The sequence below is a fragment of the Streptomyces sp. TLI_105 genome, assembly GCF_900105415.1.
Lineage (GTDB): Bacteria > Actinomycetota > Actinomycetes > Streptomycetales > Streptomycetaceae > Streptomyces.
Window position 1 is genome coordinate 2,516,995 of record NZ_FNSM01000001.1, and the last position, 14,114, is coordinate 2,531,108.

The following is a 14,114-nucleotide window of genomic DNA, read 5'->3' on the forward strand; positions in this document are numbered from 1 at the left end:
TGTGAGCATGAGCCAGGCGGCGCAGAATCTGAACTGGTTGATCACCAACTTCGTGGACAACACCCCCGGGGTGTCGCACACGGTGGTGGTCTCCGCCGACGGACTCCTGCTGGCGATGTCCGAGGGGTTCCCCCGTGACCGCGCCGACCAGCTGGCGGCCGTCGCTTCCGGACTGACCTCGCTGACCGCGGGCGCGTCCCGGATCTTCGAGGGTGGTGCGGTCAACCAGACCGTGGTGGAGATGGAGCGCGGCTTCCTCTTCATCATGTCGATCTCGGACGGCTCCTCGCTGGCCGTGCTCGCCCACCCGGAGGCCGACATCGGTCTCGTGGGCTACGAGATGGCTCTGCTCGTGGATCGCGCGGGCACGGTTCTGACCCCCGACCTGCGGGCGGAACTTCAGGGAAGTCTTCTCAACTAACAGACGGACAGTGCGTTTCACGTCACCGCACCGTAAGGTGCGGTGGCGCGGTTCAAGGGACATGGACCGCGAGGCAGTCGGAGGAGGAGACGTGGGTACACCGCCGGGCGCGAGCCCCTACAACGGTTATGACGCGCACCAGGCGCCCCTGGGCGACACCGCGCAGAACAACCGGTTCAACTTTCCCTCCGCCCCGAGCAGACAGGGCGTGTCGCAGCCCTACGCGCAGCCTCAGGTCCCGTCGGCCGCGGGTTCGCCGTCCGCCTCGCGCGGCGCCGCGGGCGGTTCCGGCGGCCACAACCCGCTGGTGCGTCCCTACGCCATGACCGGTGGCCGGACCCGGCCGCGTTACCAGCTCGCCATCGAGGCGCTGGTCAGTACGACGGCCGACCCGGCCCGGCTGCAGGGGCAGTTGCCCGAGCACCAGCGGATCTGCCGGCTCTGCTTCGAGATCAAGTCGGTCGCGGAGATCTCGGCCCTTCTCTCCATTCCCCTCGGCGTCGCCCGAATCCTCGTCGCCGACCTGGCCGAGGCCGGACTCGTCGCCATCCACCAGCCCGGCGGCGACGAGGCCGCCGGCGGTCAGCCAGACGTGACACTGCTCGAAAGGGTGCTCAGTGGACTTCGCAAGCTCTAGCGGCGGCGCGGCCCGTTCAACCACCAGCGCGAAGATCGTGGTGGCGGGCGGCTTCGGCGTGGGCAAGACCACGTTCGTCGGCGCCGTCTCGGAGATCAACCCGCTGCGTACCGAAGCCGTCATGACCTCCGCGTCCGCGGGCATCGACGACCTCACCCACACCGGCGACAAGACGACGACGACCGTCGCCATGGACTTCGGCCGCATCACCCTCGACCAGGACCTGATCCTGTACCTCTTCGGTACCCCGGGTCAGGACCGCTTCTGGTTCATGTGGGACGACCTCGTCCGCGGCGCCATCGGCGCCGTCGTCCTGGTCGACACCCGCCGCCTCGCCGACTGCTTCCCCGCCGTCGACTACTTCGAGAACAGCGGCCTCCCCTTCGTCATCGCCCTCAACGGCTTCGACGGCAACCAGCCCTACCAGCCGGAAGAGGTCCGCGAGGCCCTCCAGATCGGCCCCGACACCCCCATCATCACCACCGACGCCCGCCACCGCGCCGACGCCAAGAGCGCCCTCATCACGCTCGTCGAGCACGCCCTCATGGCACGCCTGCGGTAGTCCCGGCGGGACGACAGGACGTGGAAAGGCCCCGTGCACCGGATCCGGTGCACGGGGCCTTTCCACGTCCTGTCCTCTCAGTCCTGCCAGTAGAACAGCAGGGTGTCGACGTCGCGGTGCCCGCGCCCGCCGAAGTAGTAGACGCACAGGTCGGTGACCTCGATGCCGCCGGTGGCCCGGTCGATCCAGCGGAAGCCGGCCTCCTCCAGGGCCCGCCGGGCGGGGTGCCGGTCGTCGTGGCCCGTGGCGAAGCGCCCGAGGACGCTGATGAGGACGTCCTCGCCGCCGCAGGAGATCACGTGATAGGTCCCGTCGCCCTGCTGGTGGTGGTCCCCGGCGGAGACCGGCGGGTCCGGAGCGAGACCGGCGGCGGTCAGCGCGGCCGTCGCCCGAGCAAGCCGGTCCGCCTGGTCCGGGCGGCCGGGCGGCTCGGTGCACAGGACTTCCAGGCGCCAGCGGGGGTCGCTCCCCCACTCGCACCGGGGGGCGTACTCGTGGACGATCGCCCGGCGCAGTTCCTCGTCGAGGCCGTCGACCTCGACCCGGGGGCTGCCGAGCCGCTCGTCGAGCCGGCGGGTCTCCGCCCGGTCCTCGGTGAGTCCGTGCAGGGCGCACACGGCCCACACGGCGGCCTCGGGAGCGGGCTCCCCGTCCAGGAAGGCGCGCAGCCGGTCGGGATCCGCGACGAGCGTGTGGGCCAGGTGGGCGACGCCGCGATCCGGGTCGGCCAGGTACGGGATCACGTCCCGCCCCGCGCGGTGCCGCGTCCGGAGCGCGAAGCGGCGGTCCTCGGGCCGCTCCTCCCCGAGGTCGGCCAGGATCGCGTCGGCGCCGTGGTGCTCCGTCAGGCCGTCGAGGCCGGCCTCCCCGTCCTCCCGCCACCGCTGCCAGGGCGAGGCCGCGAGCGTGGACAAGCCGGAGGCGGCAGTGCGGTCGCCGAGCAGGCCGCGGGCCTTGAGGACCGCCTCGGCGACACCGTACGAACCGTCACCCCGCCCCGCCTCGTCGCGCAGCCAGGGCAGGAGTTCCGTCCGGCCCGAGAGGAGGCCGAGGAGCGCGATGCGCACCTCGGCCGTCTCGTCCTCGTCCCGGATCCGGGCGAAGAGGCCGGGGACCCGGGCCTCCGGGACCCGGCCGGCGAGCGCCTGGACGCAGATCCGCCGGCGCCACCAGGCCTGGTCGGGGTCGAGCACGTAGCGGGCGAGGGCGTCGGGGGCGTGGGCCCGCAGGGCGGCGGTGTCGGGCTGCCCCCGGTCCGGCATCAGCATGTCGATCTTCCGCATCAGGCGATGCTACGGGCCGGGGACGCCGAAGGGCCCCCGGTTTCCCTGTGCGGGAGCGGGGGCCCTTCGGTACGGCGAGGTCAGCGCCAGCTGTGGGGCGCGCGGAAGCCGTGTTCGCGCTCCAGGCGGCGCCAGCCGGCCTGGGTGCGGCCGCGGTGGGTCTCCTCGGCGGGCTGGGAGGCGGCGCGGGCGAGCAGCACGGCCGTGATGGCGGCGAGCTCCTCGGGGTCGGCGGTGCCCTTCTCGACGCGGAGAAGGTTGGCGGGGCTGGTCACGTGGATGACTCCTCTTACTGAGGCGGGTTGCCGTGCTTGCGGGACGGCAGGTCGGCGTGCTTGGTGCGGAGCATCGCGAGGGACTTGACGAGTACCTGGCGGGTGTCGGCGGGGTCGATGACGTCGTCGACCAGGCCGCGCTCGGCCGCGTAGTAGGGATGCATCAGTTCGGCCTTGTACTCCTTGACCATGCGGGCCCGCATGGCGTCGGGGTCCTCGGCCTCGGCGATCTGCTTGCGGAAGATGACGTTGGCGGCGCCTTCGGCGCCCATGACCGCGATTTCGTTGGTGGGCCAGGCGTACGTCAGGTCGGCGCCGATGGACTGGGAGTCCATCACGATGTAGGCGCCGCCGTAGGCCTTGCGCAGGATCAGGGAGATCCGGGGCACGGTCGCGTTGCAGTACGCGTACAGCAGCTTCGCGCCGTGCCTGATGATTCCACCGTGCTCCTGGTCGACGCCGGGCAGGAAGCCGGGTACGTCCAGAAGGGTGATGATCGGGATGTTGAAGGCGTCGCACATCTGGACGAAGCGCGCGGCCTTCTCGGAGGCCTCGATGTCGAGGACGCCGGCCAGCGACTGGGGCTGGTTGGCGACGATGCCGACGACCTGACCGTCGAGGCGGCCGAGCGCGCAGATGATGTTGCGGGCCCAGCGCTCGTGGATCTCCAGGTAGTCGCCGTCGTCGACGAGCTCCTCGATGACCTTGTGCATGTCGTACGGGCGGTTGCCGTCGGCGGGCACCAGGTCGAGCAGCACGTCCGAGCGGCGGTCGGCCGGGTCCTCGGAGGCGACGGTCGGCGGGTTCTCGCGGTTGTTCTGCGGGAGCATCGACAGGAGGTAGCGGACCTCGGCGATGCAGGTCTCCTCGTCGTCGTACGCGAAGTGCGCGACGCCGGAGGTCTCGGCGTGCACGTCGGCGCCGCCGAGGCCGTTCTGGGTGATCTCCTCGCCGGTGACCGCCTTGACGACGTCCGGACCGGTGATGAACATCTGCGAGGTCTCGCGGACCATGAAGACGAAGTCGGTCAGCGCCGGGCTGTAGGCGGCGCCGCCGGCGCACGGGCCGAGCATCACCGAGATCTGCGGGATGACACCGGAGGCCTTGGTGTTGCGCTGGAAGATGCCGCCGTAGCCGGCGAGGGCTGAGACGCCCTCCTGGATCCGGGCGCCGGCGCCGTCGTTCAGGGAGACCAGCGGCGCACCGGCCGCGATGGCCATGTCCATGATCTTGTGGATCTTGGTGGCGTGGGCCTCGCCCAGGGCGCCGCCGAAGATCCGGAAGTCGTGCGCGTAGACGAAGACCGTGCGGCCCTCCACCGTGCCCCAGCCGGTGATGACACCGTCGGTGTACGGCTTCTTCGCCTCCAGGCCGAAGCCCTGCGCGCGGTGCCGGCGCAGCTGCTCGACCTCGCTGAAGGAACCAGGATCGAGCAGCAGCTCGATGCGCTCACGCGCCGTCAGCTTGCCCTTCGCGTGCTGGGCCTCGGTGGCGCGCTCACTCGGGCCACGCAGCGCCTGCTCGCGCAGGACGTGCAGCTCGGCCACTCGGCCACGGGCGTCAGCGGGCTCGCTCGGGATCTGGTCCACAACGGTCATGTACCGACCCTACGAAGTCACACAAGAAAACCCCGCCGTCGACTCCGTACAGTCTCGCGTGTCGAATCCTGGTGGGGCTGGACAGAACCCTCGCCCGTCCAGCCCGAGTCAACAGCCAGGCACCCCTCGTGTTTGTAGGGGTCCGACATAGACCTAGAGCAGAACCTCGCAACCGTGGGTCGCTCCCCCGGTTCCCGGGGTGATCCGCAGCCGCAGCGAGGACCCGGTGGCGAGGACCTCCACCGAGGGGTCGTGGCGGACCACCCGGCGGACCGGACGGTTCCACACCAGCTCCAGCGGCTGCCCCGTGCGCAGCGGCTCGGAGACCCTCAGGTCCAGGACGGAGCGGCGGCGCCGGACGAGGACGCTCGCGGGCGCGGTGACCGTGAGCGGTCCCACCGTACCGGCCTGCCAGAGGTTCGCGGCGGTCAGCCCGAGGGACGGGACGGCGATCGCCTGCCGCTCGGCGGTGTTGTCGAGAACGTGCAGCCAGTCGGGGTCGGCGGCGCGGGCGGCGAGCGTCCGCGGGGAGGCGCCCGGCATCAGGAGGTACGCGTACGAGGCGGCGGCCGGATCGGTGCCGTGGTCCAACCAGAGGGTCTGGTAGCGGCGGGTCCGGCGCTCGGTGGAGCTGGTGGTGTTGATGTCGCTCCAGGCTCCGGTGCGGTCCTCGCGCAGGGTGCGGAGGTTCCCGGCCCCCTGCGGGAAGACCCAGCCGCCGTGGCCGTCCAGGTGCGCCCAGCCGTCGCCGGTGGTGAAGGACTGGGTGCCTTCCTCCCCGAGGAGGCGGTTGTCGACGACCGTCTCGACGGGCACGCCGTCGGTCGCGGTGATCCCGGCACCCAGGCAGACGACCGCGTCCGCCGTGCAGAACCAGGACTTGCGGGCCTCCAGGGTGGATCCGAGGCCCTTGAGGTGCTGGCCGACGGCCGCGTACTCGCCGTCGGTGGTCCCGCCGACCCAGCGGACGGCCGGCCGGGGCGCGCCCCACTCGCCGCCCGCCCGGTCGGCGAGCCGCCTGGTGGAGACGGTGGTGCCGGGGAGGCGGTACGGGTCGACGGTGGGCCAGAACCAGTCGGTGTACTGGTCGCCGAGGCCCGGGGTCCACCAGGAGAGCATCCCGGCACCGGTGTGCCAGCCGCGCGGGTTCTCGCCGTTTCCGCACTCGTAGTACGTGATCCGGTTCGAGGCCATGGAGATGTTGGCGGCCCAGCCGGGGCGGCGGTGGACGGCCCGGTCCATGGCGGGGAAGAGCCGGTGGCCGGTGGGCTCCGGGGCGGCCGGGACGGGGGCCGCGGCCACGGCGTGCAGCCGGGCGAGGTCGGCGACGCCGAACTGGCGGGCGGCGAGGACCGGGGAGACGGTGTCGCGCTCGATCCACCCCTTCACGCGCGCGTGCCACCGGTCCCGCTCGGCGGCGGACGCCCCGCCCGCGAGGAGGGCGATGGCCGCGATGACGCCCTGGCCGTGGAAGTGGTCGGAGCGCATGATCCGCCGGTCGTCGTTCCTGAGGTATCCGCGGCTGATGGCGCGCCCGTTGACGCTGTCCATCATCAGGCCGTCGTAGATGAAGGGCGCGTAGGCCTTCTCGACGCTGTCGAGGACGATCTGCCGGTTCGGGTCGGTGACGGCCCAGCTGGAGCCGGCGAGGAGGGTGAAGAGCCGGCCGAGGCCGTCGAGCATGACCTGACCGTAGGTGCCGGAGTAGGCGACCCAGGTGTGCTGGACGAAGGAGCCGTCGGCGTAGAGGCCGTCGCCCTGGGTGACGTACGGGAAGACGGGCGAGAGGGCGTCGCGGGCGAGGGCGATCTTGGCGGGGTTCGCGCCGAGGACGCCGCGCAGGGCGACGGAGCGGCAGAGGTCGACGCGGTTGGCGCCGGTGGAGGTGCCGGTGTAGCTCCGCAGGACCGAGTCGGGCACGAAGTGGTCGACGGCGGCGCAGGCGGCGGCGACGCGCTCGGCGCCGAGACGGGGGTGGAGCGCGGCCACGATGTCCATGAGGAGGCGGGGGCTGCCTATCTGCCACTCCCACCAGTTGCCGTAGCGCGGGGCGCCCGCCCGGTAGACCGTGGCGGAGAGGTGGTCGAGGCCGCGCAGCACGTCGGCGAGCAGGGTCTCGTCGCCGGTGAGGCCGGTGCCGGGCTGGACGTACGCCTGGGTCATGGTCCACAGGCGGCTGTAGCTCTGGGTGATGCCGGCCGGCGGGTCGAAGGGGGCGTCGGGCCAGAGCGAGGCGGGGGTGGCGGCCATGCTCGCGCGGAAGGCACGCGCGAGCGTGCCCGTCTCGGCGAGCCGGCCGGCGTAGGGCTCGGCCCCGGCGTCGAAGCCGGAGCCGAGCTGGAGGTCGAGCCAGCGGAGCCGCAGGGCCTCGAACTCGTCGGCCGAGTCGGCCGAGGCGGCCGGGACGGCCGGGTCCGCCGCGTGGGCGGAGGGGGGCAGCGCGAGGGCGGCCGCGGCCGCCGCCGTCGTGCTCAGGAAGGTGCGGCGGGACCAGAGGGGCAGGGACACGGGAGCCTCCCGGGGGAAGTGGTGGAGACCGGTCGGCGCCCGGTGTAACACCCTGTTTCCGACGCAATCAATGAGCACGGCAAGCGCTTGCTGGACGTCAGCTCCCGCAGTGGAAGCGGGCGCTCCCCCAGTCCGCGTGGTCGTTGCCGTTCCCGTCGCCGCCGTCGCCGACCACCAGGTCGACGTAGGAGGCGCCGGTGACGTCGGCGGTGAGCGACCAGGCCGGGTCGGCGGCCTTGAGGACCGGGGACTCCGCCTTCTCCGCGCCGTCCGCGAGCACGCTGAACTGCACGCTGCCGCGGCTGGTCTGGACGTCGTCCACGCCGACCTCGGCGGTGAGCGAGGTGCACCGGCCGCCGAGGTAGTAACGGACCTTCGCCGGGGCGTGGGTGCCCAGGCCCTTGGCGTACGTCACTCCGCCGATCCGCAGCGGGGAGCCGTCGCCGGCGCCCGTCTCGCCGTTGGAGAGGTCACGCTCGACCGGTCCCCAGCCGTTGGCGGCCGAGGTCCAGTCGAGGTCGCTCGCCCAGCTGTCGGCGGTGGGCGGCGGGGGCAGGGTGCGGACGGTGGTGGCGGCGGTGAGCTTCCTGGGCCCGCCGTCCAGGCCGTACGCGACGGAGGCGCCCAGCGAGTACGGCCGGTAGGCCGCGTCCACCGGCGGGGTCACCTGCCAGGTGGCGGTGGTCCGCGCGCCCGGGGCGACCGTGCCGAGGGCGACGGGGGCGGCGGGTTCGGCGGTCCAGCCCTCGGGGAGGGTGAGGACGGCCTGGGCGCCGGTGACGTCGGCGGCCTCGTCGTTGACGAAGGTGGCCGTGACCCGGTTCGGCCGGCCGGGCTCCAGCGTCTCGGGCGCGGTGACGGTGAGCGTGCCGCAGGCGGCGCGCTCGGCGGCCGGGCCGAGGTCGGTGACGGTGAAGCCGTCGAGGACGAAGTCGGCGCCGTCGGGGGCGTCGGCGCGCTTGCGCAGCCCGGTCCAGGTGTCGCCGCAGCCCGCCGTGACGGTCTCGGCGAAGTGCCCGGTGGTCCTCTGCTGCCCGATCGGGGTGCGCCGGGTCTCGACGGCCGGTCCGGCGCCGTGCGTGCGGTCGTAGCCGGTGACCCACTCGTACGCGCCCGCGTGGCTGGACTGGTAGTCATACTCCACGCGGTAGTCGTGGCCGTCCTTCATGGGGACGGTCCAGGGCGCGGTCCGGTAGACGAGTCCGCTGTTCTCGTCATGGGACTTGAGGCTCTCGGCGCCGCCGATGACGTCGTCGATCGCCTTTCCGTTCCAGCCGGCCTGGGTGTACGGGGCGTGCAGCTGGGCGATGTGGGTGCGGGGGTCGGTCGTGCCTCCGGCGTCGCCCTTGAGGAAGGGGCCCCAGCCCTGGTCGACGGCCTCGAAGTCCTCGTACGCGACCGTGCCGGCCTTCGTCGCAGGCGCGTCGGCGACGATCCGCACGTCGTCGATCCGGACGGTCGCCGCGCTGCCGCTCGCGGCCTGGATCCGCAGCGGGGTGGATCCGTCGGCGGGGGCGGAGAAGGTGACCTTGGCGCGCTGGAAGCGGGTGCCGTTCCAGTCGGAGGCGGCGACCTGGTCCTCCAGGGCGGAGCGCTCGACGGTGACCGCCCGGTCGCCGATGGACAGGGTGGTGGGGCGGGTCTTCCCGGGCTCGACCTCGATGAGGGCGGAGGCGGTGTACCGCTTGCCGGGGGTGAGGCCGGTGATCTGTTGCCGGACCGAGGCGGTGGCGGTGCCGCTGAGCTTCGCGCTGTTGCGGCCCTGGTCGTCGGTGTCGCGGGCGACGGTGCCGGCCTTGGTCCAGGCGCCGAGCTTGGCGTCGTTGAAGCCGGGGTCCTTCACCGGGGTGCCCTGGCCCCACTGCGGGGCGGTCTGGGCGGGGGCGCTGTCGGGGTAGAGGACGTAGGGCTGTCCGGCGGCGGCGTCGAGGGTGATCCGCCCGCCGGAGGGGCGCACGGTGGCGGTCTTCACGCGCCCGTTGTCGGTGAGCTCGTACACGGTGTACGCGCGCGTGCCGTCGGGAACGGCCCAGCTGGTCGTGCCGCCCGCCTTGTTGTAGTGGTAGAACTTCTTGCCGCCGTCCCAGGGGAGCAGGTAGCTCTCGCCGTCGAGGACCTTGCGGCCGTTCTCGTAGAAGGTGCGGCGGCCGTTCTCGACGGTGCCGCGGACGCCGCCGGTGAAGGTGACGTCGTCGCCGTTCCAGCGGGTGATCTTCTGCTGCTGGAGGTACTTGGCGGGCAGGTTCCGCTGCCAGATGTTGGCGGAGAAGGCGTTCCAGTCGGTCTCGCCGGTCCAGCCCTCGAAGTCGACGAGGGCGGTCTGGCCGAGGACCGGGTGGTTGTTCCAGACGTCCTTCTCGCCGTTGCGGATGAAGCGGATGATCTGCGAGTTGAGGCCCTTGTTGGTCGCGCCGCCGTAGTCGAGGTCGTTGGCCCAGTGGGACCAGAGGGAGGCCCGCTCGAACTTCTCCGACCACTCGGTGGCGACGTTCCAGCCCTGTGCCCGGACGGCCTGCATCGTCTTGTCGGCGATCCAGCCGTGCGTGTAGTAGACGTCGATGTAGAGCATCGACAGGTTGGGGTCGGTCTCGTCGCGGAGCTGCTGGAAGCGGCGGGCGAGGTCGCCGCTGTTCACGTCCCGGCGCTGGTCGATGTAGTAGCTCTGGTTGAGCCAGTTCCAGCCGGGCTTCGTCCTGTCGACGAGGGTCTCGCTGAAGTTCTTCGCCTCGGGGTACGACTCGGTGGCGTTGACGTGGACGCCGAAGCCCGCGCCCCACTTCTTGCCCTCGCGCAGAAGGGTGTTGAGGTCGGCGAGGCCGCCGGCCCGCTTGTTGTAGTTGCCGCCGTAGTCGGGGTGGGCGGAGTCGTGGCCCTCGGAGCCGTACCCCTTGAGCAGCGCGAACTGGCCGAGTCCGTCGGTGGAGAGCGAGATCCGCTTGACGTCGTCGAGGGTGCGCAGGAAGGGGTGGGTGGCCTGGGAGGCGAAGTTGAAGGGGATGTGGGCGACGACCCGGCGGGGGGTCTGGTCGCTGCCGGGGGCCTTGATCCCGATCGTGCGGAAGGCGACCGCGCCGTCCTGCCAGTCGGTGGCGCCGTCGCCGTTGGCGTCGGGGGTGACGACGACCTTCGCCCAGGGCAGGTTCTCGCCGCTCTCGGGCTGCGGGGCGCCGGCGCCGCGGTAGGTCCACTGGCCGGACCAGACGCCGACGCGGGTCTCCGTGCCGCTCCTGCGGGCCTGGTGCCAGAAGCGGGCGCCGTCGCGGGCGGAGGCGCCGGAGGGCTTGTCGTAGCTGGAGTTGGACTCGACGGCGGCGGCCAGCCGTCCGGTGTTGACGATCGCGTAGCTCGCGCCGACCGGGTTCGCCTCAGCCGCGGTGGTGTCGGTGACCCGGGCGAAGACGTCGGCGGTACGGGTGGAGTCCGGGTCGAGCCGGGTGAAGGCGGTCGCGGCGCCGGTGTCCGAGGAGCCGACGGAGACCAGGTCGTGGCCGGGGATGTCGATCGTGCCGACGCGGAAGGCCTCGGTGTCGCGGACGGCGGTCACCTCGAAGGTGGTGGTCCGGTCGTCGACGCCGAGCCGGGCGTCCATCTCGACGCCGGGCAGGTCGGGGAAGACGAGGGTGTACGCGGCGGACGTGGCGGTCAGGACGGGGGCGCCCTTGACCTGGACGGCGCGGGCGGTGCCGTTGAGCACGACCTGCGTCACCGGGGCCGTACTCCCGAGGAGGCGGGCGCCGCTCGCCCGGTCGGTGTACGACAGGACGCGGGGGAAGTCCTCGGCGACGGCGACGGAGAGCCGGTCGGAGCCGATGACGGCGCCGTCGGCGGTGGTGGTCTCTTCTTCGGCGAGGGCGGGTCCGGACAGGGCGAACACGCCGGCCGACGCGGCGGCGAGCGCGCAGACCGCACGTATTCTTCGCGGGCTTCGCGAGTGAGGGAGGGGCATGCGCACTAGTTGGCACCGCCCCGGCAGCACCGTCAACGAGATCGCGCCGCGCGGGCCCCTCCAGTCCAAGAACCCCCTCCGGTTAGTCCAAGTGACCACCGGAGAGGGGCTCTTCGGCCGCGGTGCGGGTCAGCAGCCGCCGCAGTTGTAGAAGGTCACGTCCCAGTGGCTGCCCTCGTCGGCGTAGACGTTGCCCGCGCCGGACTTCCACTGGGGGGCTCCGTCGCCGCGCAGCCCGATGTAGGTGAAGGTGTTCTTGATGTAGCTCCCGAGGCAGGTGTACTTGCTGAAGTCCAGCTTGTAGCCGTTCCAGTGCGAGTACGTGCCGCTCGCGTGGCCGACCTCGGTGCCGCCGGTGATGTTGAGGGCGCAGCCGCTGGCGCTCTTGAGCGTCTGGGCGCCCTGGGCGGTGGCGAGGTTGAGCTGCTCGAAGGACGTGCAGGTGGAGTTGTAGCGGTCCGAGCAGTTGCCAGACGAGGACCAGGTGATTCCGGAGGACCGGAACATCGAGGTCGCGGTGGAGTGGCTGATCTTGGTGACGGCGTGGGCGTCGGTGGCGGTGGTGAGGGCGCCGAAGCCGGGGGCGAAGAGGGCGCCCAGGACGAGGGCGACTGCGGTGAGGACGGAGCGGATCTTCACGGGGGTTCCTCCTGCGGATGACCGTGACGACAGGGGACGGCTGTGCAGGTGGTGCTCGTCGCGCAGGGAGATGGTGCCGTAGTTCTACGCGCGTCCGCCAGAGGGCGTCGGTGTCGGCGTGACGCCGTTCGGATGAACAACTTCCCGAGATGTTGAATGTTGAACGGAATAGGGTTACAGTCGTCTTCGTTGAAGGTTCAACAAACACCGACAAGGAGCACGTCATGGGTCTCTTCGGCCGCAAGAACAACGAGTCCGCCACCGCCACCGCCACCCTCCCCGTGGACCCCGCCCTCGCCGCCCTGACCGGCGACTACACCATCGACCCGGCGCACAGCAGCATCGGCTTCACCGTCCGTCACGCGATGGTCACCAACGTCCGCGGCACCTTCGCCGAGCACGAGGGCGCGCTGAAGCTCGACGGCTCGAACCCGGCCGCCTCCGCCGCCTCGATCGACGTCAAGATCGCCTCGATCGACACCGGCATCGGCGACCGCGACGGCCACCTGCGCAGCGGCGACTTCTTCGACGCCGAGCAGTTCCCGCTGATGTCCTTCCGCTCCACGGAGGCGGCGCAGCTCGGCGGCGACAAGTACCGGATCACCGGCGACCTGACCATCAAGGACGTCACCAAGCCGCTCTCCATCGACCTGGAGTTCAACGGCACCGCGACGGACGTCTACGGCAACGAGCGCGTCGGCTTCGAGGGCTCCGCCGAGATCCTGCGCTCCGAGTGGGGCCTGACCTGGAACGCGGCCCTGGAGACCGGCGGCGTCATGGTCAGCGACAAGGTCAAGCTGAACTTCGACATCTCCGCGATCAAGAACGCCGCCTGATCCTTCCGCCGGCCCCTGGAAACACGAGCGCGCCCGCCCTCCGCGACAGCGGAAGGCGGGCGCTCGGCGTTCTCCACCGCCCCGGGCGTCAGCCGCGCTTCTCGGCGGCGGCGCGGCTGTGGGCGAGGCCGGCGGCGGGGGCGACGAAGGCCTGGGGGCCGAGGGCGCCGCTGGGGCCGATCGTCGTGGGGCGAAGGACGGGTGGCGGGGCGAAGGGCGCGGAGGGGGTGGAGAGCGGCTGGACCTGCTGGTCGACCCCGTTGTCAGTGGCGGCCGTTAGCGTCGTCGGCATGGAATTCCGCATCGACAGCGCCGTGTTGACCGACGCCGTGGCCTGGGCCTCGCGCGTCCTGCCGGCCCGCTCCCCCCTGCCCGTCCTCGGCGGTCTGCTCCTGGAGGCGGCGGACGGCCGGCTGCGCGTCTCGGGTCTGGACCACGAGGCCTCGGCCCGCGTCGAGGTCGAGGCCGACACGGTCGTCGAGGGCCGGGCCCTGGTCCTCGGCCGGCGCCTGCTCGACATCTGCAAGGTGCTCCCCCGGGGCGCCACCGAGCTCGCCGTGGAGGGCGCCCGCCTCTCGGTGACCTCGGGCGACGCCCGCTTCGGCCTCTCCCTGCTGCCGCTCGACGACTATCCCGCCGCACCCGCGCTGCCCGAGGTGCGCGGACTGGTGGACGGGGACGCCTTCGCCGCGGCGGTCGGCCAGGTCGCCGTGGCCGCGGGCCGGGACGACTCGCTGCCCGTCCTCACCGGGATACGGCTGGCCCTGGACGGCACCACGATGACGCTGGCCGCCACCGACCGCTACCGGTACGCGGTCCGCACCCTGGAGTGGAAGCCGGAGGCCGGCGCCGACGTGGAGGGCGCGGACGTGGTCGTCCCGGCCCGTCGCCTCACCGAGATCGCCCGCTCCCTCGCGGGCGCGGGCCCGGCCCGCCTCGCCCTCGACTCCGGCTCCCTCGGCTTCGAGAGCGCCGGCACCCGCGCCACCACCCGTCTGCTCGACGGCCGGCTCCCCCGCCACGACAAGCTCTTCGCCCTCGGCGAGCACGCCCTCGCGGTCACCGGGCGGGTCCCGCTGACCGAGGCCGTCAAGCGGGTCGCGGTCGTCGCGGAGGGCGACAGCCCGGTCCAGCTGGCCTTCTCCCCCACCGCCCTCCACCTCCAGGCGGGCTACGAGGACGACGTGGCCTCCCAGCGCCTCCCCGCCGCCCTCACGGGCGCGAAGTCCCTGACGGTCGCCTTCAACCCGAACTACCTCCTGGACGCGCTGGCCTCCCTGGACGCCCCCGAGGTCCACTTCCACCTCCTGGGCCCGGGCCAGCGCGCCCTCCTCACCGACGGCCCGGAGGGGACCCACCGCCACCTGCTGATGTCGGTGAAGCCGCTGGTCTGAGCACGTCCGGAGGGG

The 14,114-nt window shown here is 72.2% G+C and carries 12 protein-coding genes; 5 read left to right on the plus strand and 7 right to left on the minus strand.

Features of this window, described 5'->3' with window-relative positions; all coding sequences use genetic code 11:
• The first annotated feature begins 7 nt into the window (after positions 1-7).
• From BLW86_RS11345 to BLW86_RS11355, 3 genes are all read left to right on the plus strand, one after another.
• Positions 8-421 (plus strand): roadblock/LC7 domain-containing protein, encoded by a 414-nt coding sequence (locus tag BLW86_RS11345; protein ID WP_026057603.1) that lies wholly within the window; start codon positions 8-10, stop codon positions 419-421.
• A gap of 91 nt (positions 422-512) precedes the next feature.
• A complete protein-coding gene (locus tag BLW86_RS11350) occupies positions 513-1,058 on the plus strand; it encodes a DUF742 domain-containing protein (protein ID WP_093873922.1) in 546 nt (181 codons plus the stop codon).
• Positions 1,039-1,620 carry a GTP-binding protein gene (locus BLW86_RS11355; protein ID WP_015036414.1) on the plus strand — a complete coding sequence of 194 codons (582 nt, stop codon included), beginning with the start codon at positions 1,039-1,041 and terminating at the stop codon, positions 1,618-1,620. The genes BLW86_RS11350 and BLW86_RS11355 overlap by 20 nt, the downstream gene beginning before the upstream one ends.
• A gap of 77 nt (positions 1,621-1,697) precedes the next feature.
• Here the strand turns inward: BLW86_RS11355 and BLW86_RS11360 are convergent, their stop codons facing one another.
• From BLW86_RS11360 to BLW86_RS11385, 6 genes are all read right to left on the minus strand, one after another.
• The gene (locus tag BLW86_RS11360; RefSeq protein ID WP_093873923.1) at positions 1,698-2,903 is read right to left on the minus strand and encodes a hypothetical protein; all 1,206 of its coding nucleotides are present in this window, start codon (positions 2,901-2,903) and stop codon (positions 1,698-1,700) included.
• Between the two features lie 80 nt (positions 2,904-2,983).
• Positions 2,984-3,178, minus strand: a complete 195-nt coding sequence (locus BLW86_RS11365; RefSeq protein WP_030693719.1) for an acyl-CoA carboxylase subunit epsilon — start codon at positions 3,176-3,178, stop codon at positions 2,984-2,986.
• A gap of 14 nt (positions 3,179-3,192) precedes the next feature.
• Positions 3,193-4,776 (minus strand): acyl-CoA carboxylase subunit beta, encoded by a 1,584-nt coding sequence (locus tag BLW86_RS11370; protein WP_093873924.1) that lies wholly within the window; start codon positions 4,774-4,776, stop codon positions 3,193-3,195.
• A gap of 153 nt (positions 4,777-4,929) precedes the next feature.
• Positions 4,930-7,278, minus strand: a complete 2,349-nt coding sequence (locus BLW86_RS11375) for a polysaccharide lyase 8 family protein (RefSeq protein ID WP_107466208.1) — start codon at positions 7,276-7,278, stop codon at positions 4,930-4,932.
• Between the two features lie 103 nt (positions 7,279-7,381).
• Positions 7,382-11,230 (minus strand): endo-alpha-N-acetylgalactosaminidase family protein, encoded by a 3,849-nt coding sequence (locus tag BLW86_RS11380; protein WP_093873925.1) that lies wholly within the window; start codon positions 11,228-11,230, stop codon positions 7,382-7,384.
• Positions 11,231-11,359: 129 nt separating this feature from the next.
• Positions 11,360-11,869, minus strand: a complete 510-nt coding sequence (locus BLW86_RS11385) for a hypothetical protein (RefSeq protein WP_093873926.1) — start codon at positions 11,867-11,869, stop codon at positions 11,360-11,362.
• A 224-nt stretch (positions 11,870-12,093) separates the two neighbouring features.
• Here BLW86_RS11385 and BLW86_RS11390 point away from each other — a divergent pair, with 224 nt between their 5' ends.
• Positions 12,094-12,705: a YceI family protein gene (locus BLW86_RS11390; protein ID WP_093873927.1), complete on the plus strand. Its 612-nt coding sequence runs from the start codon at positions 12,094-12,096 to the stop codon at positions 12,703-12,705.
• A gap of 88 nt (positions 12,706-12,793) precedes the next feature.
• On the opposite strand, the gene BLW86_RS11395 is transcribed toward BLW86_RS11390, so the two are convergent.
• Positions 12,794-12,997 (minus strand): hypothetical protein, encoded by a 204-nt coding sequence (locus BLW86_RS11395; RefSeq protein WP_093873928.1) that lies wholly within the window; start codon positions 12,995-12,997, stop codon positions 12,794-12,796.
• Between BLW86_RS11395 and dnaN the strand changes: the two genes are divergently transcribed.
• Entirely contained in the window at positions 12,996-14,099 is a 1,104-nt protein-coding gene (dnaN, locus tag BLW86_RS11400; RefSeq protein WP_093873929.1) for a DNA polymerase III subunit beta, read from the plus strand. The genes BLW86_RS11395 and dnaN overlap by 2 nt on opposite strands.
• Positions 14,100-14,114 lie beyond the last annotated feature (15 nt).